General features: G+C 67.7%; 22 protein-coding genes. 10 read left to right on the forward strand and 12 right to left on the reverse strand.

The window, feature by feature from the left end; genetic code table 11:
• Nucleotides 1-16: 16 nt before the first annotated feature.
• From RM531_RS06820 to RM531_RS06835, 4 genes are read left to right on the forward strand one after another with little or no spacing between them, the layout of a single operon-like run.
• Entirely contained in the window at nucleotides 17-484 is a 468-nt protein-coding gene (locus RM531_RS06820) for a DUF1499 domain-containing protein (protein ID WP_311658260.1), read from the forward strand.
• Nucleotides 481-1,365 carry an alpha/beta hydrolase fold domain-containing protein gene (locus RM531_RS06825; protein ID WP_311658261.1) on the forward strand — a complete coding sequence of 295 codons (885 nt, stop codon included), beginning with the start codon at nucleotides 481-483 and terminating at the stop codon, nucleotides 1,363-1,365. The genes RM531_RS06820 and RM531_RS06825 overlap by 4 nt, the downstream gene beginning before the upstream one ends.
• A gap of 44 nt (nucleotides 1,366-1,409) precedes the next feature.
• The gene (locus tag RM531_RS06830) at nucleotides 1,410-2,108 is read left to right on the forward strand and encodes a YceH family protein (protein ID WP_311658262.1); all 699 of its coding nucleotides are present in this window, start codon (nucleotides 1,410-1,412) and stop codon (nucleotides 2,106-2,108) included.
• A complete protein-coding gene (locus RM531_RS06835) occupies nucleotides 2,108-3,094 on the forward strand; it encodes an LLM class flavin-dependent oxidoreductase (RefSeq protein ID WP_311651150.1) in 987 nt (328 codons plus the stop codon). Before RM531_RS06830 ends, RM531_RS06835 begins: the two co-directional genes overlap by 1 nt.
• Here RM531_RS06835 and pbpG read toward each other — a convergent pair.
• The gene (gene pbpG, locus RM531_RS06840; protein ID WP_311658263.1) at nucleotides 3,091-4,044 is read right to left on the reverse strand and encodes a D-alanyl-D-alanine endopeptidase; all 954 of its coding nucleotides are present in this window, start codon (nucleotides 4,042-4,044) and stop codon (nucleotides 3,091-3,093) included. The two genes, RM531_RS06835 and pbpG, sit on opposite strands and share 4 nt — an antisense overlap.
• 121 nt (nucleotides 4,045-4,165) lie before the next feature.
• Here pbpG and RM531_RS06845 point away from each other — a divergent pair, with 121 nt between their 5' ends.
• Complete coding sequence (locus tag RM531_RS06845; RefSeq protein WP_311651148.1) at nucleotides 4,166-4,468, forward strand: DUF3301 domain-containing protein; 303 nt, start codon at nucleotides 4,166-4,168, stop codon at nucleotides 4,466-4,468.
• Here RM531_RS06845 and RM531_RS06850 read toward each other — a convergent pair.
• Complete coding sequence (locus RM531_RS06850; protein WP_311658264.1) at nucleotides 4,463-5,134, reverse strand: thiol:disulfide interchange protein DsbA/DsbL; 672 nt, start codon at nucleotides 5,132-5,134, stop codon at nucleotides 4,463-4,465. The two genes, RM531_RS06845 and RM531_RS06850, sit on opposite strands and share 6 nt — an antisense overlap.
• A 69-nt stretch (nucleotides 5,135-5,203) precedes the next feature.
• On the opposite strand from RM531_RS06850, the gene RM531_RS06855 reads away from it, so the two are divergent.
• The 4 genes from RM531_RS06855 to RM531_RS06870 are packed head-to-tail and all read left to right on the forward strand — an operon-like array spanning nucleotide 5,204 to nucleotide 7,607.
• Entirely contained in the window at nucleotides 5,204-5,686 is a 483-nt protein-coding gene (locus RM531_RS06855) for a YajQ family cyclic di-GMP-binding protein (RefSeq protein ID WP_311651146.1), read from the forward strand.
• Between the two features lie 18 nt (nucleotides 5,687-5,704).
• Nucleotides 5,705-6,343, forward strand: a complete 639-nt coding sequence (locus tag RM531_RS06860; RefSeq protein WP_311658265.1) for a DUF1294 domain-containing protein — start codon at nucleotides 5,705-5,707, stop codon at nucleotides 6,341-6,343.
• Nucleotides 6,344-6,349: 6 nt separating this feature from the next.
• The gene (locus RM531_RS06865) at nucleotides 6,350-6,970 is read left to right on the forward strand and encodes a flavin reductase family protein (protein WP_311658266.1); all 621 of its coding nucleotides are present in this window, start codon (nucleotides 6,350-6,352) and stop codon (nucleotides 6,968-6,970) included.
• A gap of 7 nt (nucleotides 6,971-6,977) precedes the next feature.
• Entirely contained in the window at nucleotides 6,978-7,607 is a 630-nt protein-coding gene (locus RM531_RS06870) for a rhomboid family intramembrane serine protease (RefSeq protein ID WP_311658267.1), read from the forward strand.
• 39 nt (nucleotides 7,608-7,646) lie between these two features.
• Here the strand turns inward: RM531_RS06870 and RM531_RS06875 are convergent, their stop codons facing one another.
• From RM531_RS06875 to RM531_RS06915, 9 genes are all read right to left on the reverse strand, one after another.
• Nucleotides 7,647-8,654, reverse strand: coding sequence for a zinc-dependent alcohol dehydrogenase family protein (locus RM531_RS06875; RefSeq protein WP_311658268.1), 1,008 nt, complete (start codon nucleotides 8,652-8,654; stop codon nucleotides 7,647-7,649).
• Between the two features lie 51 nt (nucleotides 8,655-8,705).
• Nucleotides 8,706-9,494 carry a glucose 1-dehydrogenase gene (locus RM531_RS06880; RefSeq protein ID WP_311658269.1) on the reverse strand — a complete coding sequence of 263 codons (789 nt, stop codon included), beginning with the start codon at nucleotides 9,492-9,494 and terminating at the stop codon, nucleotides 8,706-8,708.
• Nucleotides 9,495-9,629: 135 nt separating this feature from the next.
• Nucleotides 9,630-10,871 carry a polyhydroxyalkanoate depolymerase gene (gene phaZ / locus RM531_RS06885; protein ID WP_311658270.1) on the reverse strand — a complete coding sequence of 414 codons (1,242 nt, stop codon included), beginning with the start codon at nucleotides 10,869-10,871 and terminating at the stop codon, nucleotides 9,630-9,632.
• 86 nt (nucleotides 10,872-10,957) lie between these two features.
• A complete protein-coding gene (locus RM531_RS06890) occupies nucleotides 10,958-11,431 on the reverse strand; it encodes a hypothetical protein (protein WP_311658271.1) in 474 nt (157 codons plus the stop codon).
• Nucleotides 11,432-11,553: 122 nt separating this feature from the next.
• Complete coding sequence (locus tag RM531_RS06895; protein ID WP_311658272.1) at nucleotides 11,554-13,791, reverse strand: hypothetical protein; 2,238 nt, start codon at nucleotides 13,789-13,791, stop codon at nucleotides 11,554-11,556.
• Nucleotides 13,792-14,086: 295 nt separating this feature from the next.
• Complete coding sequence (locus RM531_RS06900) at nucleotides 14,087-15,199, reverse strand: 2'-deoxycytidine 5'-triphosphate deaminase (RefSeq protein WP_311658273.1); 1,113 nt, start codon at nucleotides 15,197-15,199, stop codon at nucleotides 14,087-14,089.
• Between the two features lie 48 nt (nucleotides 15,200-15,247).
• Nucleotides 15,248-15,730 (reverse strand): MarR family winged helix-turn-helix transcriptional regulator, encoded by a 483-nt coding sequence (locus tag RM531_RS06905; RefSeq protein ID WP_311658274.1) that lies wholly within the window; start codon nucleotides 15,728-15,730, stop codon nucleotides 15,248-15,250.
• Between the two features lie 64 nt (nucleotides 15,731-15,794).
• On the reverse strand, nucleotides 15,795-17,207 hold the full coding sequence (locus tag RM531_RS06910; protein WP_432280504.1) for a UdgX family uracil-DNA binding protein: 1,413 nt from the start codon (nucleotides 17,205-17,207) through the stop codon (nucleotides 15,795-15,797).
• Nucleotides 17,208-17,261: 54 nt separating this feature from the next.
• Entirely contained in the window at nucleotides 17,262-18,539 is a 1,278-nt protein-coding gene (locus RM531_RS06915) for a putative DNA modification/repair radical SAM protein (RefSeq protein ID WP_311658276.1), read from the reverse strand.
• Nucleotides 18,540-18,643: 104 nt separating this feature from the next.
• Here RM531_RS06915 and RM531_RS06920 point away from each other — a divergent pair, with 104 nt between their 5' ends.
• Nucleotides 18,644-19,552, forward strand: a complete 909-nt coding sequence (locus RM531_RS06920; protein ID WP_311658278.1) for an alpha/beta hydrolase — start codon at nucleotides 18,644-18,646, stop codon at nucleotides 19,550-19,552.
• Between the two features lie 8 nt (nucleotides 19,553-19,560).
• On the opposite strand, the gene RM531_RS06925 is transcribed toward RM531_RS06920, so the two are convergent.
• Nucleotides 19,561-20,547 carry a hypothetical protein gene (locus RM531_RS06925; RefSeq protein ID WP_311658279.1) on the reverse strand — a complete coding sequence of 329 codons (987 nt, stop codon included), beginning with the start codon at nucleotides 20,545-20,547 and terminating at the stop codon, nucleotides 19,561-19,563.
• Nucleotides 20,548-20,577: the final 30 nt, after the last annotated feature.

Consider the following 20,577-nt stretch of genomic DNA (forward strand, 5'->3'; position numbering starts at 1 on the left):
ACTCGAGGCATTTCCCATGTTCCGATTCCTGATCTTCCTGCCTCTGGCTAGCCTCGCGGCCGGCTGCGCCAGCATGACCGAACGCAGCACCGGCCTGGTCGACGGCGGGCTGACCGACTGCCCCGCCGCCCCGCGCTGCGTGAGCAGCCAGGCCAACGATCCCGACAAGCGCGTGCCCGCCCTGCGGCTGCAGCAGCCGGCGGATCAGGCCTGGCCGGCGGTGCGCGAGGCGGTGGCCGGCATGCCGCGTACTACCATCGTCACGGCCGACGACCGCTATCTGCATGCCGAAGTGATCAGCCCCTGGCGGTTCTACACCGATGATCTGGAACTGCTGCTGGAACCCGACGCCGGGCGCATCCAGGTGCGTTCCAGCGCCCGCGTCGGCTACTACGATTTCCAGGTGAATCGCGAGCGGGTGGAAGCGCTTGCCGAGCGTCTGGAAGCGCGCGGCATGACCGCGCCCGCCGGGTCGCAGCCGTGATCCGGGTCCGGCCGGCAGCAGCGGCACTGCTCGCCGCCCTGCTCCTGGGGGGCTGTGTCAGTCACAGCGGCCGGGTGGCGGGCGAGGCCCAGCCGGCGCCGCAGACCCGGGATTTCCGGCTTCAGGAAAACGTTGCCTACGTCGGCGACGACTGGCCCGAGCGTCTGCGCGGCGATCTCTACCGCCCCGCCGGCGCGGGCCCCTTCCCCGGGGTGCTGCTGGTGCACGGCGGCGGCTGGGCTCGGGGCGAGCCGGACGACATGGCTGATATCGCCGAACGCCTGGCCCGTCGCGGATTCGTGGTGTTCAACGTGGGTTATCGGTTCGCCCCGGACACCGTCTTCCCCGGCCAGATTCACGATCTGCAGATGGCGCTGCGCTGGCTGCGGGACAACGCTGACCGGCTGTCGCTGGACCCGGCCCGTATCGGCGGCATGGGCTATTCCGCCGGGGCCCATCTGGTGGCGCTGCTGGGCATGATCGAGGCGGGCGACGAGCTGGATCAGCCCCACGGCGGGCCGGATACGCGCCTGCAGGCGGTGGTGGCCGGCGGCACGCCCACCGATCTGCGCAAGTTCGAGGGCGGTACGTTGGTACCGCAGTTTCTCGGCACCTCACGGGAAGACGGGCCCGACATCTACGCCCGGGCGTCGCCCGTCACCCACATTCACGAGCAGGCGCCGCCGGTATTCCTGTATCACGGCGGGCTGGACATGCTGGTGCCGCCGGATCATGCCGAGGACATGAAGGCCGCGCTGGATGCCGCCGGCGTGCCGGCCGAGCTGTACCTGGTCCGCGGGCTCGGTCACGTGGCGCTGTTCCTGGCCGACCGCGGCGCGGTGGACGCCGGGATCGATTTCCTCGACCGCGTGCTGCGCTGACGGGCGTTACACTGCGCGTCTTTGCTCTGGGCGAGGAGTCCGGCATGGAATTGGAACTGGATACGGTTGAGCAGCGGGTGCTCGGCAGTCTGGTGGAAAAGGCGGTGACCACGCCGGAGCAGTATCCGCTGTCGGTCAACGCGGTGGTCAACGCCTGCAACCAGAAAAGCGCCCGCGACCCGGTGATGGCGCTGAGCGAGGGCGACGTCCGCGCCACCCTCGGGGCGCTGACCCGCAAGAATCTGGTACGCATGGCCTCCGGCTACGGCGGCCGGGTCAGCAAGTACGAACACCGGCTGGCCGGCGGGCCGGGCACGCCGCTGGCGCTGTCGCCCGAGGCCATGGCGCTGCTGGCTCTGTTGTTCCTGCGTGGCCCGCAAACCTCGGGAGAGCTGCGCACGCGTGCCCAGCGGCTGTTCGCGTTCGACAGCGTCGCGGCGGTGGAAGCGACGCTGGATGACATGGCCGCCGATCCGGCCGGGCCGCTGGTGCGGCGACTGGCGCGCGAGCCGGGCAAGCGCGAATGCCGGTACGCCCACACGCTGGGCTCCGGGGCCGACATGGATGCCGATGCCCCCGCCGCCCCGCTGGGCCGGGCGGCGCCCGACGACGACGAACGCCCGGCGCCCGTCGTACGGCCCGGCGGCGATCTCGACGACCGGGTGGCAACCCTGGAAGCCCGGGTGGCGACGCTGGAGGCGCGGCTGGCCGCGCTGGAAATTTCCGACCCTGAGACCGATTGATGCGTTATCCCCTGTCCGTTCTCGACCTGATTCCGGTGGCCAGCGGCACGCCGGCCTCGCTGGCGGTGCGCCGCAGCGTCGATCTGGCACAACTGGCCGAGGAACTCGGCTATGTGCGCTACTGGATTTCCGAGCACCACAGCATGCCCAGCCTGGCCAGTCCGGCGCCGGAGCCGATCCTGGCCCACGTGGCCGCCCGCACCGATCGCATCCGTGTGGGCCCGGGCGGGATCATGCTGCCCAACCACAAGCCGCTGCGGGTGGCGGAGCTGTTCCACACCATGGAAGCGCTCTACCCTGGCCGCATGGACCTGGGCATCGGCCGCGCCCCGGGCTCGGACGCGCGGGCCTCGAAGGCGCTGGGGGCCGAGTCGCCGGAACGCTTCGGCGACCTGTTCAACCAGATGCTGTCGCTATCGCGCGGGACCCTGCCGCGCATGCACCCCATCAACGGGGTCAAGGTGATGCCCAACGATGTCGGCCTGCCGCCGATCTGGATTCTGGGTTCCAGCGGCGCCAGTGCGGCGGCCGCGGGCGGCGCCGGCATGGGCTACAGCTTCGCCAGCCACTTCAGCGCCACCCCGCCGGGGCCGGCCATAACCCGCTATCGCGAGGCCTTCCAGCCCTCGGACGAATTTCCCGAGCCGCATGCCATTCTCGGGGTGTCGGTGATCTGCGCGCCCACCGAGGACGAGGCCGAGTACCTGGCCGCCAGCTTCGATCTGGCCTGGCTGCGGCTCAACAAGGGCGACTTCCAGCCGCTGCCCACGCCGGAAGAGGCCATGGATTACGACTACACCGAAGGCGACCGCGAGCTGATCGCGGAGAATCGCCAGCGGCACGTGGTGGGGGATCCGCAACAGGTACGCGAGCGCCTCGACACCATGATGGCCGAGTCCGGGGCCGACGAACTGATGGTGGTCTCCAACATCCACGACCACGAGGCGCGCCTGCGCGCCTATCGGCTGATTGCCGGAACCGGCTAGCGGGTCAGGGCGGCGGTGGCAGTGTCGCCGTCGCTCGGCATGCGCACCACCCGCGGCAGATCGGCTTCCAGCGGCGCGGTCCGGCGGCGTTCATAGGCCAGCGCCGGTCCCGCCACGCGGCCACCCTCGCCCTCGACCAGCCAGCGGCGGATGCGGCCGATGTCGCCGATCGGCGTGAGCTTGCCGAAGGCATTGAGCACCACCACGCCATAGCGGCGGCCATCCACCCGCACCACCGTGGCCAGGCAGCGGCCGGCCTCATCGAGGTACCCGGTCTTGCTGACCAGTACGTCCCAGTCCGCGCGGCGCACCAGCGGATTGGTGTTGCCGTAGGGCAGCGTGTAGGCCGGGTTGCCGAAGCGGGCGGTGTAACTGCCGGTCTGGGTGTAGTCGCGGATTTCGTCGCGCGCGAGCGCCGCCGTCAGCAGGCGGATCAGATCGGCGGCGGTGGCACGGTTGCCGGGCGACAGGCCGGTGGGGTCGACGAACCGCGACCGGTGCATCTCCAGCGTCTCGGCCTTGCGGTTCATGGCCGCCACGAAGGCGTCGAATCCGCCGGGATGATGGTGGGCCAGGTTGTAGGCGGCGCGGTTCTCCGAGCTCATCAGCGCCAGCCGCAGCAGCTCGCCGCGGGCCATGGTGGAGCCCGGCCGGATGCGGGAATAGGCGTTGTTGGCGGCTTCGCGGTCGCGCTCGATCACGGTCAGTGATTCGTCCAGATCGGCGCCTGATTCCAGCACCACCAGCGCCGTCATCAGCTTGGTGACCGAGGCGATGGGCACCGGGCGGTCGGCGTGCTTGGCGTAGAGCATCACGCCTTCGTCCAGGTCCACCACGGCGGCGTGCACGGAGGCCAGGTGCAGGCGGTCGGTATCGCGCGTGAGGGCCTCGCCGTGAGCCGTGAATGCAACAAGGGTGAGCAGCAGGACGCCGAGCGGCTTCAGGGACATTGCGGGGACGTGAAGGGACCGGGCCAACCCGGATTCTGCCCGGGGATTCGGCCGGCGGCTACCCCCGGCGGCGGGTGGACCGCCATACTGGGCCGGTGGAATACGACATGGAAACCGCCCCGTGAACAACCTGCTCTGGCTGCTGGGTTTCGCCCTGCTGGGGCTGGCCTGGTGGAGTGCGCTGGGGGCGCGGGCACGGGCGCGCGATGCTGCCCGCCGCGCCTGCGCCGAGGCCGAGGTGATGTATATCGACGAAATTCATCTGCGCGCCCTGCGCCCGGGCCGCGACCGGCGGGGCCGCGCCACGCTGCGCCGGACCTATGGCTTCGAGTTCTACGTGCGCGGCGAACGGCGCTATGCCGGGTCGGTGGTGCTGCACGGGCGTCGCGTGGCCGATGTCGACCTCGATCCGCACCCGCTATGAGCCGGCGTCGCGCCGCCGCTGTACCAGGAAATCGATCACCTGCAGAAAACGCTGGTAGGTCCGGGCCGGCACCGGGTCGGCGAAGTAGTGGCCGTCCACTCCCATCGTGGGCGTGGTGCGCACGCCGTAGCCCTGGCTGATCAGGAAGGCGGCGTTGATGCGCTTGTCGATGGTCGGGCTGTCGAACACCCGGTCGAAGTCATCGCCGTCCACGCCGTGCTCGACCAGAAAGGCGCGAATGTCGGCCCGCGTCTGCAGCGGCCGGCCCTGGCGCAGCACCGCTTCGAAAATGTTCGTGTGCAGGCGGTCGATCACCCCCAGCGCCTCGACGGTGTAGAACAGCCGGACGTGCAGGTCGCCGCCGGGCCCGGTGGTCAGAGGCACGCGCCTGAGCACCACGTCATCGGGCAGCCCCCGCGCCCATTGGGCGAGAATGGGCTCGAAGATGTAGCAGTGCCGACAGCTGTAGGCAAAGAAATCCAGTACCTCGATGCGGTCGCCCGAGCGGGTGGCCATCGGGGGATCGAGCGCGCGGAAGTGAACGCCCGGCTGGAAACCGGCCGGCTCAGCATGGCCGGTCAACGGCAGGCCGAGCACGACGAGGGCGGTGGCCAGGACTGTCGCGAGGTGGCCGCAACGCGCCGGCCGGCGGGGGAATCGAGCCATGAATGCGGCGTCGGCAACGGAAGGGGCAGGCCTCTATAATGGCTCATCCCGTTCGCCATGCCGAGTGCCATGCCCTCTTTCGATATCGTCTCCGAAGTGGATGTCCACGAACTCACCAACGCCGTGGACCAGGCCAACCGCGAGCTGGGCAACCGGTTCGACTTCAAGGGCGTGGATGCCGGTTTCGACTGGGACAAGCAGGTCCTGACCGAGCACGCCCCCAGCGAATTCCAGCTGGATCAGATGCACGACATCCTGCGCCAGCGCCTGCCCGCCCGGGGCATCGACCTGCGCAGTCTGGAACTGGGCGACACGCAGTCCAACCTGGCCGGTGTGCGCCGCACGGTGACCTTCAAGCAGGGCATCGAGCAGGCGGCGGCCAAGCGCATCATCGCCGAACTGAAGAAGTCCAAGCTCAAGGTCAGCGCCCAGATCCAGGAGGACAAGATCCGCGTCACCGGCAAGAAGCGCGATGACCTGCAGGCGGCCATGGCCATGCTGAAGAAATCCGAGCAGGAACTGCCGTTGCAGTTCGATAATTTCCGGGATTGAGGCTTTGGCCGAAGTCGAATGCGTTTACAGGGAACAATCACGCAGTGGAATGATGAAAGGGGCTTCGGCTTTATCTCATGGCATGGAGACGAAAGCTCTGTTTTTGTCCACGTTAGAGCGTTTTCTGGAAGGTCACGAAGACCGCAAGTCGGGGATATCGTTTCCTACGAAATCGCCAAGGGCAGGAACGGTAAATCGCGAGCCGAAAAAGTTCGGTACTCAGCTCGCTCCCGGCCCCCGCAACAGTTGGAAAAGAAACCGAAGACTGGCCCTTTGCCGATAGTATTTGCGTTATTTTTCGTAGTTTTTATTATATTCGCTGCTTGCCTGGGCCGCATATCCTGGTTAGTGGTGCTTGCTTATCTTTCAGTAAGTGTCATGACCTTTTTTGTCTATAGTTGGGATAAATCTTCTGCGCGTCTCGGCAAATGGCGGACGTCAGAATCGACCCTCCATCTAATGGCCCTGGCTGGCGGCTGGCCTGGTGGGTTGGCGGCGCAGCGCTTTTTACGCCATAAATCTAGCAAGCAAGAATTCCAAGTGATCTTCTGGGTCACGGCAAGTCTGAATGTTTCCGCAATTGGTTACCTTGTGTGGGGCGGAAATACAAATATTATCAATCAGTTGATAAATGGAATCTGGCAAAATGCGGCCTGATGCGCGATGAGCGAAGACTTGTACTTCTACGAACCCGCCGCCGGCCACGGCCTGGCCCACAACCCGTTCAATGCCATCATCGCGCCGCGGCCGATCGGCTGGGTGTCTAGCCTGGCGAGTGACGGGACGCGCAATCTGGCGCCCTACAGTTTCTTCAATGCGTTCAATTACACCCCGCCGATCATCGGGTTCGCCAGCGTCGGCCGCAAGGACAGTTTGAACAACATTGAAGCGACCGGTGATTTCGTCTGGCATCTGGCCACCCGTGAACTTGCCGAGGCGATGAATGCCAGCGCCGCTGGGGTGGATGCCAGCGTGGACGAGTTCGAGCTTGTCGGGCTCACTGCGGTGCCGTCGCGGGTAGTGTCGGCGCCCCGGGTGGCGGAGGCGCCGGTGGCCTTCGAGTGCCGACGTACTCAGGTGCTGCAATTGCAGGGGTCGGACGGTGCGGCGGTGGATACCTGGATGGTGTTCGGCGAGGTCGTGGGGGTGCACATTGACCGCATGCTGATCGTCGATGGCATCTACGACACCGCGGCGGCGCGGCCCATCCTGCGCGCCGGCGGGCCCGCAGACTATTTCGGCATCGACGCCGAGAACCTGTTCCGCATGGCGCGACCCGAATGAGCCGGCCATGCCGGTAGGGCCGAGCCAGGAGCCGCTGGTCACGCTGCTGCTGATTGCGGTGACTTGCGCGGTGTCGATTCCGGCGTTCAGCAACCGCAAGCTGCTCGGCGACATGCTGTTCTGGCCGCCGGCGATCGGGCGCGGTCAGTGGCACCGCTTCGTCACCCACGGGTTCGTGCACGCCGATGGCGCGCATCTGCTGTTCAACATGGTGACGCTGTACTTCTTCGGCCGGGCGATGGAGCCGTTCTTCACCCGCTACATCGGGGCGCCGGGGTACGCGCTGTTCTATGTGTCGGCCATCGTGGTGGCGATGCTGCCCAGCTGGTTACGGCACGCCCGGGATCCGAACTATCGCAGCCTGGGGGCCTCAGGGGCGGTGTCGGCGGTGTTGTTCGCCTACATCCTGCTGGCGCCCTGGTCGCTGCTGTTCGTGTTCTTCGTGCCGCTGCCGGCGATCGTTTTCGCTGCGCTTTACGTGGGTTACAGCGTCTACGCCTCCCGCCAGGGTGCCGACGGCATCAATCACAGCGCCCATCTCCGGGGCGGGGGTTACGGGGTGCTGTTCGCGCTGGTGATGGAGCCGGGACTGGCCGGCCACTTCCTGCGCACGATCGCCTCGCCGCTGGGTAGCTGAACCCCGGGACCCGGCGGGTCCCGGGGCGACACGCGAGCGCTAGTAACTCAGGCAGATCTTGCCGAAGTGCTTCTGCGATGCCTGATGCCGGAAGGCGTCGGCGATCTCGTCCAGGCCGAAGCTGCTGTCGATCACCGGCTTGATGCCGGTGTTGTCCAGCGCGCGGACCAGTTGTTGCTGATGTTCGCGGGTGCCCACGGTAATGCCCTTCACCTTGAGCTGATGCATCATCATCGCAGCGGTGGGAATTTCGCCGGCCATGCCGGTGAGCACGCCGATCAGCGAGATGTGGCCGCCCACGCGTGCCGCGGCAATCGACTGGGTCATGGTGCCCGGGCCGCCCACCTCGATGATGTGATCCACGCCGCCGCGCGGGCACAGGGCGGCCGCGGCCTTGCCCCATTCCGGCGTGGTCTTGTAGTTGATCAGATGGTCGGCGCCCATCGCCTTCACCCGGTCCAGCTTCTCGTCGGACGACGAGGTGGCGATGACCGTGGCGCCGGCCGCGTTGGCCAGTTGCAGGGCGAAGATGGAAACACCGCCCGTGCCCTGGACCAGCACTGTTTCGCCGGGGCGCAGCTCGCCCTCGGCGAACAGGGCCCGCCAGGCGGTGACTGCGGCGCAGGGCAGGGTCGCGGCCTCTTCCATCGTGTAGCCGGCCGGGGCGTGGGTGAACGAGGTTTCCGCCCCGCAGACGAATTCCGCGGCATAGCCGTCCATGGAATCGCCGGGGATGCAGCCCCAGGTCTGGGCCAGAGTCGGTTCGCCGGACAGCCAGGTGGGGAAGAAGGTGCCGATCACGGTGTCGCCGACGGTGAATTCCCGCACGCCGGCGCCCACTTCCACCACTTCGCCGGCGACGTCGGACATCGGAATGCGGCCGTCGTCCACCGGCAGGCCGCCGGTGACCACCAGATAGTCGTGGAAGTTCAGCGAACTGGCGCGGGCCTTGACCAGGATCTGGCCGGCCTGCGGGCTGGGCTTGTCGATGTCCACCACCGCCAGATTGTCGAGGCTGGCCGGGTTGCTCAGGCGTACTGCTTTCATGGGAATTCCGATAGCGTCGAAGAATGGAGCCGGCGCGCGGGCGCCGGGGAATCAGTCGGAGGTCAGACCGCCGTCGATCACGTGTTCCTCGCCGGTGATGAACGAGGATTCGTCCGAGGCCAGGAACACGAACAGATTGGCCACGTCCTCGGGGCGGCCGAGGCGGCCGATGGAGTGGCGCTCCGTGAACTTGGCCTCGGCATCGGCGTAGTCCTCGGCCAGACCGTAGTCGACGTAGCGCTCGAACAGGCGCTGGCCCATGGTGGTCTGGATCACGCCCGGGTGCACCGAGTTGACGCGGATCTTGGTGCCCATGCGGGCCAGTTCCACCGCCGCAGCCTTGGTCAGCAGACGTACCGCCCCCTTGCTCATGCAGTAGGCGGTCAGGCCCAGAAAGCCCTGCATGCCGGCCACCGAGGACAGGTTGATGATGGAGCCGCCACCGCGCTCGGTCATCGGGTCCACGGCGTACTTGATGCCCATGTAGACGCCGTGCTCGTTGATCGCCGAGATGCGCTGCAGGTCTTCCATGGTGGTGTCGGCCAGCGTCTTGACGATTTCGATGCCGGCGTTGTTCACCAGAATGTCGAGACCGCCGAACGTATCCACCGCGGCACGGATGGCCGTCGGCCAGTGCGATTCGTCGGTGGTGTCCTGATGGGCATAGCTGGCCTGACCGCCGGCATCGCGGATGCCCTGGGCGGTCTGCTCGCCGACGTCGTCCAGGATGTCGGTAATCAGGACCTTCGCCCCTTCCCGCGCCATGGCCTGCGCGCCTTCCGCGCCCAGCCCTCGTGCCCCGCCGGTAATCAGCGCGACCTTGCCGTCCAGTCGACCCATGGGTTCTCTCCTCCGATGATTCGCGTCATCTGTATGGTCTTCGTGCGCCCTCTCGCGGGGCGTTCCCGACCTTAGCCGCTGCTGCCCGCCGCCGGCCCCCTGCGAACGGGTAGGCCGGCGACCGACATTCAGGCGTCAGTTGGTTTTCTTGCGCGGCGTCTTGTGGCGCTCGATGAAGGCCTTGGCCTCGGGCGCCGTTTCCTCGCGGTAGAGCTGGCCCTTGAAGATGCCGTAGTGGCCCACGCCCTGCTGCACGTAGGCATGCTTGTCCGCATCCGGCAGGTTCGGGCACAGGTCGAGTGCGGCGCTGCACTGGCCGATCGCGACCATGTCGTCGAGCGCGCCCTCCATGGTCATGATCGGCACGTCGCGGATCGACTCCCCGGTGACCGTGCGGCCGCGATACTGCATGCAGCCCTTGGGCAGGTGCTGATCGATGAACACCCGCTCGAGCGTTTCGATGTAGAACTCCTCGGTGGTGTCCAGCAGCGAGAAATACTCGTCGTAGAACTCGCGGTGCTTGGCCGCCGCCGCCTCGTTGCCGGATGCCACGTTGCGGAAGAATTCCCAGTGCTTGGTCAGGTGCAGCTTGGGGTTCATCGACATGAAGCCGGTCAGCTGCAGCGCGCCGGGGTAGACCCGCCGGCCGGCGCCGGCGAAGCGCGCCGGCACGCGGTGGATCAGCGAGGCCTTGAGCAGCGGCATGTTGACCTGCTCGCACTTCTTGAGCATGTCGTTGGGATTCACGCGGATATCGATCGGCCCGGCCATCATCAGCAGGCTGCGCGGCCGGCAGGGATTGCGGTCGCGGCACATGGCGGCGGTGGCCACCATCGCCGGCACCGCGGCCTGGCAGATGGCGAACAGGTGCGTCTCCGGGCCCAGGCCCTCGAGGAACTCGATCAGGTAATCGGTGTATTCCTCCAGCCCGAACCGGCCCTCGCTGGCGGGCACGTGCTTGGCGTCCAGCCAGTCGGTGACGTAGACGTCGTGATCCGGCAGGAAGGCCTCGTAGGTTTCCCGCGACAGGGTGGCATGGTGGCCGGAGACCGCCGCCACGAACAGCACCTTGGGCGCATCGTCGGGCAGACCGTCGCGCCGGAAGCGCAGCAGATTGGCGAAGGGTTTGCGCGCGACCACGGTCTCGCGAACGGTGTGGCGCTCGCCGTCCACCTCGACATCGTCATAGGCCCACGGCTGCTTGGGATAGCTCTGCAACAGGCGCCGGGTGGATTCGAACGTCGCCGCCTGCAGCCGGCCGACCGGCGTCCGGGCCAGCGGATAGGCCCGCGAGCGGGCGGCGTGTTCCGCCATCGACAGCACGGCCGTGGCGGGCTTCAGGCACTCGCGTTGCAGATCGAAAAGAGCGTAGCGCATGGGCATGTTTTCCCTTGTGGCGGGGCAAAATCGACCGTGAAACTAGCAGATCGGCACCGTAAAAGGCCAGATTACCCCCGGCTGGCTCATTCGATATAGGGCACTTCCACGTCCGCCAGCCCGGCCCGCATGGCGGCCGCCTGATCGGCCGGCAGCGCTTCGAGATCGCTGCGCCGGTAGGCACGGTTCGCGCAGTTATCGTGGTACCACTGCTTGGTGTCGTTGACCGCAATCACCTCGTCGCGGAAATCGGCGATATCCTCGTTGAAGGCCTCGGCCTGCTTGTTGTATTCCAGCAGGCGCCCCGAGGCTTCCACCCCGTCGCCGCCGTCGACCGACTCATGTTGCTCGGCCAGCGCCTGACGGCGTTGCTCGAACTCGTCGGCCGCCCGGTTGAGCCGCGCGGACTCCTCGCGCAGGTTCTGCACGCGCTGGGCGCATTCGGCCAGCATTTCGGCGCCGAGGGTGTTATCGGTCTTGCCGGCTTCGGTCTGGGCATGGCCGGCGGTGGCCAGCATCAGTGCCAGCGCTGCAAGGCCGGCATGGGTAATCCGCGTCATTGAAAGTCCCGTGACAGGTCAGGCGATGCCGCCGAGCATAACCGGCGGACCGGTCCGGGGTGAAACCCGGTGACACACCGGGGACGGGCGGCTACCCGCCCCCGGTGCGGCCGGTGACCACGTCAGTTGCTGCAGAGCAGATCGGCGGGGTCGATGAAGTCGCCGATATTGGTACCGCCGGTGATCACGTCGACATTCAGCGGGTTGCAGATCATGCTGCCGCTGCGGTCGAAGTCGCCCTCGAGCACGCTGTAGTCCAGTCGCCGGTTCTGCGCCCGGAACTGCCCATCGATATATACCTCGGTATCGCCGAGATCGGCGTCGATGTCTCCGATCACCGGGGCGTTGCCGGTGTCGATGAAGAACTGGCCGGCCGAGCCGTTGCCCAGGCACTGCTCGCCAATGAAAATGACTTCGATGCAGGATTCCTCGGTGTTGCCGGACAGCGCCAGCCGGGTGAAGGTCAGGGGCGACAGCTGCACGAACTCGCTCGGGTTGGCGCAGTCACCTGCCAGGCAGAAGAAGGCGTCGCGGATGGTGAGTTCGCCGTCGGCCTCAAGGCTGGCGTCGACCACGTTGCCGCCGGTGGCGCCGGTGCAGCTTGCGGCGCCCTGCGCGACGCACAGTTCGAGCAGCGTCGGCAGGTTCTCGAACTCGGCGGTGATCATGTCGAGCCCGAGATTGGTCAGCACGCTGAGGTTGTCCACGGGCTCATTGGCGGCATACGACACGTCCAGCAGCTCGGCGTCGGCCAGCGACAGCGACACCTCCGACGGGAAGTTGCTGAATTCGACATCCGCGTAGCCGCCATCGGCCATGTCCACGTCGAATACCACCGGGGTGGGGGTGTCGATCATGGCGGTCAGGCCCAGTGCCGGGTCGGTGGCGAAGGTCAGGCCGCGGAATCCCTGGAAGCGGGCGCCGGCGACCAGGCCCTCGGTGGTGTCCAGCACCGCGCCGTTGTTGCCGGTGGCGACGTTGCGCGGTTCGGGGCCGTCGGTCAGCGTGAAGGCGATCTCCCCGATCTCGGCGCCGCCGAGGTCGATGTCGATGGCACTACCGTCACCGAAGTCGAGGGTGGCGGCGTCGGGCAGGTCCTGCAGGGAGGCGGTGATGTCGAGGCCATCCTCCAGGTTCAGACTGGCGAGAATGGCGCCGATCGGCCCACCCGCGCTGTACTGCACCACCTGGTTGCCGTCATCGGCGCCCAGGAACAGGTCCAGCGAGGTCGGCAGGGCATCCACCACGATTTCACCGCTGGCCTGATCAGCGGCATCGAAGGTGACGGTCGGGGTCGTGGGGGTCGACGACGTCAGGCTGACGTTCAGGTCGTTGGCCAGATCGGCGGCCAGCCCGAAGCTTGCCGGCACCGGCGACAGATCGACGCCAAAGCGGACCAGTTCGACGAACTCCCGCGTTTCCGCCTGCTCGCGGCTGACCGAGCCCACCAGGGCGAGATCATCGTTGGGGCTGTCGGTGGTCAGATTCGCCTGGGCATTGAGCGCGCCGCCGCTGGTGGCGTTCTGCACCGCGGCGTCGAGAGTGGCGCGCTCGGGAATGCCGGTGTCGCTGTCGAAGCCGAAGCTCACCCGCAGCGGCGGTTCGGTGCCGCCGACCAGCGCGTCGACCGGGATGTCGACCACGGCACGGATATCCAGCGGCAGCGGCGGTTGCGGCCGGCTGCCCAGCACCACGCCGAACAGGCCGCGGATCAGGTTCTCCGTGCGCTTGACGTCGAACGTCAGGCCCAGGCCGCCGTCCCCGTCCGGGCGCAGGCTGAAGGTGGCGACCACGTCGCCACCGAAGTTGCGGTCGACGTTCAGGCGCATGGGTGTGTTCAGCAGGCCGAAGTGCTGACGAGTCACACCGTCGCTGACGGTCTCGAAGCGGAAGGTGATGACGTCGACCAGGAAGCCCAGCGTGTTCAGGCCCTGCTGGCTGTCCGCGATCAGGCCATCAAGGCCGAGCTGTTCCACCAGGGGGCGGCTGCCCGGCAGCGAATCCAGCGGCAGCTCGTCGTAAAGCTGCTGGACGTCGACCGCCTGCAGCAGGTCGGTGACCTGCTCGGCGACCTCGCCATTGGTGAGGCTGTTGCTCTGCAGGCGTAGTTGCAGTGCATCCAGCTCGGCCTGCGTTTCCGCCGGCAGATCCTCGATGGAGTCGGCATCCGCGGGTAGCGCCGGCATCACCTCGTCCAGATTGGCGACCTCGATCAGGTCGGCGAGCCAGCTCAGTTCCGGTGGCAGTTCGATGTCGGCGGCCACGACCGGCTGGTCTTCGCCCTGCGCCATGGCGGTGCCGGCGGCGAACAGGGCCGGCGCGGCCGCGATGGCCAGGCGGTGCAGGATTCGATGATGCATTCGGCTTGTCTCCCTCGTTTAGCGGATGGTTGCTGCGGTCGGTACCGGCGTATGCGGAAGCGACCCGAGCCGCGGTGGCCGCCATCCGAAGAACGGCCGATGCGGTTTGAAATATCGTGTGGGTGAGTCTGGCGGGGCGCGATTGACGGCTGATGACAGCCGATGACGGGCGGTAACCAAAAATAAGCGGGCCGCAGCCCGCTATCTTTGTTATTGACCGTCGTCTGTGGCGACGCCTCTCGTTGTTGTCCTCCCATCCCCGGGATTCGCCGACCCCGGGGGCATCCTAGCCTGCTTAGTTCGGCTTGAGAAAGTGCTTGCTAAGTGACAGCCCCTGCCGTTGATAGGAGGACTGCAGCCGGCCGACGCCGTAGAGCTGGTCCGGGCGTTCGGTGAGCGGTTCGTAGATCAGCCGGCCCACGGTCTGGCCGTGTTCCAGCACGAACGGCACTTCGTAGGAGCGCACCTCCAGCACCGCCCGGGCGCCGCTGCCGCCGGCCTCGGCGTGGCCGAAGCCCGGGTCGAAGAAGCCGGCGTAGTGGACGCGGAATTCGCCGACGAGGGTGTCGTAGGCCACCATTTCCGCCGCCTGGTCGGGCGGGATGTCGACCGCTTCCTTCGAGGCCAGGATGTAGAACTCGCCCGGATCAAGCACCAGGCCCTGGTCGTAACGGGCGTGTACCGGCTCCCAGAAATCGCGGATGGCGTAATGGTCGCGCCGGTCGATGTCGATCAGCCCCGCGTGGGCCTTGGCGCGGTAGCCGATCAGGCCCTCGGGTTCCTCGCCCCGCACATCGACGCTAACCGGCTGGATGCGGCTGGCGGGGTGGGCCTCGCCGGTCAGCCGGCTGAGCTGACCATCGTCGCCGGAGGTCCCGCCGTGGCGGATGCGCAGCTGCGACAACCGCGAGCCTTCCCGTACCAGCACGCTGAACGTGCGCGGCGCGATCTCGGCATACAGCGGGCCGGTATAGCCGGGGCGCACGCGGTCGAATTCGGCGCCGTGGTCGGTGATCAGCCGGGTGAACACATCCAGCCGGCCGGTGGAGCTCTTGGGGTTGCCGATCGCGCTGCGCCCGGGCGCCAGCGCCAGCGACTCCTGCAGCGGCACGATGTAGACGCAGCCGCGTTCCAGCACCGCGCCCTCGCTGATATCCATGCGATGCATGGCGAAGTGATCCAGCTTGTCGGCCACTTTGAAATCCGCGCCCGGCAGGAAGCTGGCGCGCACCCGATAGGCAACCGGCCCCAGCCGCAGATCGAGGCTGGCGGGCTGTATCTGGTCCTCGTCGAGTGACTGGCCGGTGCGGATTTCGCCCTGCGCCAGCAACTGCGCGAGATGCTGGGACGGCAGGATGCCGGTGGCGGCGTCGAGGGTGTCGGCGGCGGGTCGGGCTGGCTCTTGCATGGGCGGTCTTATACCAGCGCCGCGGGCCGACTGCATGCCCGGCGCCGATCAGGCGGCGGCCGAATCCTGGCGGTCGGCGTCGAGCAGTTGATCGGCCAGCGCGTGCAGGTCGTCGCGCATCGCCGCGAGTTCGCCAACGTCGAGGCCAGTGACCGCGGCCACCGAATGCTGCACGTCGGCGGTCCGGGCCTGCAGGTCGCGGCCGGTCTGGGTGAGGCCCACCAGCAGCTTGCGCTGGTTGTCGGCCGGGCGGTGCCGCGTGACCAGACCATTGCTCTCCAGGCGCTTTAGCAGCGGCGTCAGGCTCGACGGATCCAGGCAGATGCGCTCGGCGATCTTGCCCGCGGCCATCGGCTGTTCCTCCCAGAGCGCAAGCATCACCAGATACTGCGGATAGGTCAGGCCGAGCGGTGCCAGGCGCTGGGCATACGCCCGGGTTATCGCCCGGGCAGCCCGGCACAGGGCAAAGCAGAGCTGTTCGTCGATGGCGAGGTTGGGAAACCGGCCATCGGAGGCGGTGTCTTGTTTCATACCCGGGAATCTACCGCGAATCCGACGCGGGTTGAATCCCCGGGCGGGTATGCGGCCACGGTGGTCAGGCTGCCAGCGCGTTCGCCACCCGGGACAGATCCGCCGCGAACGCGGCTCGCTCCCCGGCGGCGTGGCTGTCCGGCAGGCGCAGCAGCCAGGCCGGATGCACCGTCACCAGAATTTGCCGCCCGGCGCGGGTAAGCCACCGCCCGCGGTTCTGGTGCACGCCGGCTTTCCCGCCGAGCAGGGCGCCCGTAGCGGTGGCACCCAGGCAGACGATGAATTCCGGGTCGACCAGCCGGATCTCGGCGTCCAGCCACGGCCAGCAGGCACGAATTTCGGCGGCGTCCGGTCGCGCGTGCAGACGGGTCTTGCCGACCGGGCGATACTTGAAATGCTTGACCGCGTTGGTGACGTACGTGCCGCTGCGGTCGATGCCGGCCTCGGCCAGTACCCGGTCCAGCAGTTGTCCCGCGGGCCCGACGAACGGACGGCCGGCGAGGTCCTCGCGGTCGCCGGGCTGTTCCCCCACGATCATCAGGCGGGCGTCGGACGGGCCTTCACCGAACACGGTCCGGGTGGCCGGGCCCGCGAGCGCACAATCGCGGCAGCCCGCGGCCTGCAGCGACAGCCGGGCCAGCGAATCGGCCGGGGCGGCCTCGATTGCCCGGTGCCGCGCGGCATCCGGTGTCGGCGGTCGCGGTCCGCAGCGCGGCGCCTGCTCGGCGCGGGGCGCATCGGTCATGGTCGCCACCTGCCGATCGGCCTGTCGGACCAGTTCGGGAATCAGCCGGGCCTCGGGCAGGTTCTTCCAGTATTTCTGCGGCATCTCCGCCCGCATGGCCGCCAGCTTCACCCGCGCCGGATTGAAGATGTGCCGGTAATAGGTCTGCCAGGCGGTTTCCATCTCGTCCGCGTCGGGGGCGGCGGATCGGATGGTGCCGGGGGTGAACCAGACCTCGCCGTGGCCGTCCCAGTGGGCGCAGCGGTCGGGGGTCAGGATCGACCAGCGCATGTTGGCGAACCGGCGGCGGAAGAAGCCGCTGGCGTAGCCCACGATGTGGTGGTCCGGCTCGAACCAGGCCACGTAGCGGGGTTCGTCGTGCCCGGGCTCGGCGACTTCGCGAAAGCGCACGAAGGCCTTCATCTTGTGCACGTCGCGGCGCACCGCCTTCGCATAGGTGTGCAATCGGGCGGTCTGCGGGTCGCCGGCCAGCTGCAGCAGATGGCGCTCGCCGTGGGTGAGGCGCCACAGCACGGCGTAAAGCAGTGCCCAGCGGTCCGATGCTCGATGGCAGCTGGCCGGGCGGGCCAGTTCCATGAAGCGGCGGGGCACCGGTATCGGTTGATCCGGGTTGGCGGGCGTAGCCGCCGTCGGGTCGGGCGTCCACCACAGTGATTCCGGTCGCCGCCCGGCGGCCAGCTGCGACCGGGCCGCGGCCTGCCAGCCGGCGAAATCGGGGTTGAATGCCACCAGACGCTGGTCTGCGGCCGGCGGCGATTGTGCGAACAGCGACGGCTGGTCCACGGTTCAGATGTCCAGCGCCAGCTGTTCGGCGGGCGGGGCGAAGCGGGCACGCAGCCGCTGGCTGGTCACCTCGCCGACACCGGGATGATGGTTGGCACAGATGATGAAGGGCATGGCCTTGCGTACGTCTGCTTTCATTGCCACCAGGTCCGCCAGCCGCACCGGCTGCCAGCGGCGCAGTTGCAGCACCCGGTTGACCGATTTGACCCCCAGCCCGGGCACCCGCAGCAGGCGTTCGCGGTCGTCCCGGTCGAGATTCACCGGAAACGCCGCGCGGTTGCGCAGGGCCCAGGCCAGCTTGGGGTCGATGTCCAGGTCCAGCATGCCGTTGCCGGGGGTGTCGTCGGTGCCGGCGGTGATCTCGTCGTGGCGATACCCGTAGAAGCGGATCAGCCAGTCGGACTGATACAGCCGGTGCTCGCGGACCAGCGAGGTGCGCTGGGCGGGCAGTCGGACCGAGGCGTCGGGAATCGGGCTGAACGCCGAGAAATACACCCGCTTCAGGCGGTACGAGCGATACAGCTGATCGGTGGTGGCCAGGACGTCGGCGTCGGTGGCGGGGTCGGCGCCCACGATCATCTGGGTGGACTGGCCGGCCGGGGCGAAACGGGTCGGCGGCCGGCGGGCGCCGCGTGGCCGGTTGCTGACGCGGGCCGCGGCACGCCGGGCCTCGGCATCGGCTTCCCGCCGCTCGCGGATGCGGGCCATCGACAGCTTGATGGTGCGGTGGTCCTTTTCCGGCGCCAGATCAGCCAGCGCCTGCTGCGTGGGCAGCTCGACGTTGATGCTCAGCCGATCGGCGAAACGTCCGGCGTCGGCCAGCAGCTCGCCGTCGGCGTCGGGAATGGTCTTGAGGTGGATGTAGCCACGGAAGTCATGGTCCTGACGCAGGCAGCGGGCCACCTCGACCAGCTGCGCCATGGTGTAGTCGGGGCTGCGGATCACCCCGGAACTCAGGAACAGGCCCTCGATGTAATTGCGCTTGTAGAAATCCAGCGTCAGCCGCACCACCTCGGCCACCGTGAAGCGCGCCCGCGGCACGTTGGACGAATTCCGATTGATGCAGTAATGGCATTCGTAGACGCAGAAATTGGTCAGCAGGATCTTCAGAAGCGAGATGCAGCGTCCGTCCGGGGCGTAGGCGTGGCAGATGCCCGAGCCCTCGGCGGAGCCCACGCCACGCCCGCCCACCGAGTTGCGCGAGGCCGTGCCGCTGGACGCGCAGGAGGCATCGTACTTGGCGGCATCCGCCAGGATCTCGAGTTTTCGCAGCAGCTCCATGACTGTATGTTCATATACCTTGATGGCGCGGGCAAGCGGGATACGCCGGATCGGCTCGGTTAGGATGCATTGCGAAATTTCCGCCCACCAACCAGGCATGACCCATGACCGAGACCGCCTTCAACCGCGACGACGTTGCCTTTGCCAGCCACGGCGTGACCTGCCGGGCCTGGCATTACCGGCCCGCTGTGACCGAGCCAGCGCCGGTGATCGTGATGGCCCACGGCCTGGCGGGCACGCGCGATGCCGGTCTGGAACCGTATGCCGAACGCTTTGCCGCCGCCGGTCTCAACGTGCTGCTGTTCGACTACCGGCATTTCGGCGCCAGCGACGGCGAGCCGCGGCAGCTGCTACAGGTCGGCCGTCAGCTCGACGACTGGCGCGCGGCCATCGCGTTTGCGCGTTCGCTGGCCGGGGTGGATGGCGAGCGTGTGGCCCTGTGGGGAAGCTCGTTCTCCGGTGGGCATGTGATCAGCCTGGCCGCGGAGGACGCCGGGATTGCGGCGATCGCCGCCCAGGGGCCGATGATGGACGGGCTGGCCGCCACCCTGGCGATGGCCCGATACGCGGGCATCGGTCACGTGGCGCGGCTGGCCGGCAACGGCCTGGTCGATCAGCTGCGCGGGCTGGCTGGTCGGGCGCCGGTCACGGTGCCGGTGATCGCCGCGCCGGGGGAATTCGCCGCAATGAGCAGTCACGATGCCCTGTCCGGCTACAGCGCCATCACGCCAGACAACTGGCGTAACGAGATGACCGCCCGCATGGCGCTGACGCTGGCGGCCTATCGGCCAGTGACCCGGGCGCGCCGGGTGCGCTGCCCGGCGCTGATCCAGATATGCACGCGAGACAGCGTCGCGCCGGCCGAAGCGGCCCGCCGCACCGCTGCCCGGCTGGGCGGCCCGGTCACGACACACGAGTACGACATCGGCCACTTCGACATTTATGTTGGCGCCGATTTCGAGCGGGCCGTGGCCGATCAGCTCACGTTCTGGCGGACCACCTTGCTGACTTGAATTCGGCGTCAGTCCTCGCCGAGCGGCGTGAACGACCAGCGCAACGTGACCTCGGCCGTGCCCTTCGACGAGCCGGATTCCTCGGAAATGTTGTTGAGCGCAAACTTCAGCGGAATCTCCGCGCTGACTTCGCCGCGGGGTTCGGCGTGGCGCAACTGCTGGGTGGCCCAGCCCAGCACGCCCGGGACCATGGGCTGGCTTTCGGTCTTGCGGCGGGTGTAGCCGGCCTCGGTGATCACGGTTTCGCCTTCGGCCGAGGGCACGTAGACGTTCTCCAGATAGAACGGCTCGGCCTCGGCGTCGGTGTCCATCACCGCCAGGAACCGCTGGCATAGCGGCACGTCCTGGGCGACGTTGCCCTGGTCGGCACTGCGCTTCTCGGTAAACGGCACGACCTCGTCCTGGGCTTCGCTGTAGCGCGTGCCGGTCATGGTCATCTGCATCTCGACCTGCCACTGCGAGTCGCAACCCGAAAACGGTTCGAAATAGCGGTAGCGGGGCGTGCCCTCGTCGGTGGCCGGGTCGAGCACCTCGGGATTGTCCAGCACCGCGAAGATCGCCACGTAGCGCTGCATCACCGCGTCCCGGCAGGCCATGTCGGCGCCGCAGGCGGCCTGTTCTTCCTGGAGCTGGCGGTTGAGGTCGGCCTTTTCCTCGGGCGTGCGGGGAATGGTGAACTCGTTACCGCTGGCCTCGATGCGGCGCCGTGCCTGCCGGGCGAGGTGGATGGTCTTGGCCCGCAGCCGTTTCTGCTGGTCCGGATTCAGGATATTGCGTGTGTGCAGCCCGGTATCCGACTGCAGCGTGGTGCGCAGCTCGTAGCGCTGGGTGGTGTCGGCGTCCCAGTGCTGATGCCCGTATTCCTCGGTGTGGCTCTCCCAGGATTGCGAGGCCTCGACGTTGACCACCACGTGCAGTTCACGCTGGATCACGGTGTCGTCGGCCAGCGCGGTGCCGGCCAGGCAGAGGGCGGAAACGGCAAGGGCGGATTTCAAGCGGGGCTCCGTTGGTAATACACACGATAT

This window comes from Spectribacter acetivorans, assembly GCF_031846305.1.
In the GTDB taxonomy this organism is placed as follows: Bacteria; Pseudomonadota; Gammaproteobacteria; order Nevskiales; family Salinisphaeraceae; genus Spectribacter; species Spectribacter acetivorans.

What these genes read in the sequence shown, in the direction of transcription:
- RM531_RS06820 (WP_311658260.1), top strand. Translation starts at nt 17, where the DNA reads ATGTTCCGATTCCTGATCTTCCTGCCTCTGGCTAGCCTCGCGGCCGGC.
- RM531_RS06830 (WP_311658262.1), top strand. Translation starts at nt 1,410, where the DNA reads ATGGAATTGGAACTGGATACGGTTGAGCAGCGGGTGCTCGGCAGTCTG.
- RM531_RS06835 (WP_311651150.1), top strand. Translation starts at nt 2,108, where the DNA reads ATGCGTTATCCCCTGTCCGTTCTCGACCTGATTCCGGTGGCCAGCGGC.
- pbpG (WP_311658263.1), bottom strand. Translation starts at nt 4,044, where the DNA reads ATGTCCCTGAAGCCGCTCGGCGTCCTGCTGCTCACCCTTGTTGCATTC.
- RM531_RS06850 (WP_311658264.1), bottom strand. Translation starts at nt 5,134, where the DNA reads ATGGCTCGATTCCCCCGCCGGCCGGCGCGTTGCGGCCACCTCGCGACA.
- RM531_RS06855 (WP_311651146.1), top strand. Translation starts at nt 5,204, where the DNA reads ATGCCCTCTTTCGATATCGTCTCCGAAGTGGATGTCCACGAACTCACC.
- RM531_RS06860 (WP_311658265.1), top strand. Translation starts at nt 5,705, where the DNA reads ATGCGTTTACAGGGAACAATCACGCAGTGGAATGATGAAAGGGGCTTC.
- RM531_RS06865 (WP_311658266.1), top strand. Translation starts at nt 6,350, where the DNA reads ATGAGCGAAGACTTGTACTTCTACGAACCCGCCGCCGGCCACGGCCTG.
- RM531_RS06870 (WP_311658267.1), top strand. Translation starts at nt 6,978, where the DNA reads ATGCCGGTAGGGCCGAGCCAGGAGCCGCTGGTCACGCTGCTGCTGATT.
- RM531_RS06875 (WP_311658268.1), bottom strand. Translation starts at nt 8,654, where the DNA reads ATGAAAGCAGTACGCCTGAGCAACCCGGCCAGCCTCGACAATCTGGCG.
- RM531_RS06880 (WP_311658269.1), bottom strand. Translation starts at nt 9,494, where the DNA reads ATGGGTCGACTGGACGGCAAGGTCGCGCTGATTACCGGCGGGGCACGA.
- phaZ (WP_311658270.1), bottom strand. Translation starts at nt 10,871, where the DNA reads ATGCGCTACGCTCTTTTCGATCTGCAACGCGAGTGCCTGAAGCCCGCC.
- RM531_RS06890 (WP_311658271.1), bottom strand. Translation starts at nt 11,431, where the DNA reads ATGACGCGGATTACCCATGCCGGCCTTGCAGCGCTGGCACTGATGCTG.
- RM531_RS06895 (WP_311658272.1), bottom strand. Translation starts at nt 13,791, where the DNA reads ATGCATCATCGAATCCTGCACCGCCTGGCCATCGCGGCCGCGCCGGCC.
- RM531_RS06900 (WP_311658273.1), bottom strand. Translation starts at nt 15,199, where the DNA reads ATGCAAGAGCCAGCCCGACCCGCCGCCGACACCCTCGACGCCGCCACC.
- RM531_RS06905 (WP_311658274.1), bottom strand. Translation starts at nt 15,730, where the DNA reads ATGAAACAAGACACCGCCTCCGATGGCCGGTTTCCCAACCTCGCCATC.
- RM531_RS06915 (WP_311658276.1), bottom strand. Translation starts at nt 18,539, where the DNA reads ATGGAGCTGCTGCGAAAACTCGAGATCCTGGCGGATGCCGCCAAGTAC.
- RM531_RS06920 (WP_311658278.1), top strand. Translation starts at nt 18,644, where the DNA reads ATGACCGAGACCGCCTTCAACCGCGACGACGTTGCCTTTGCCAGCCAC.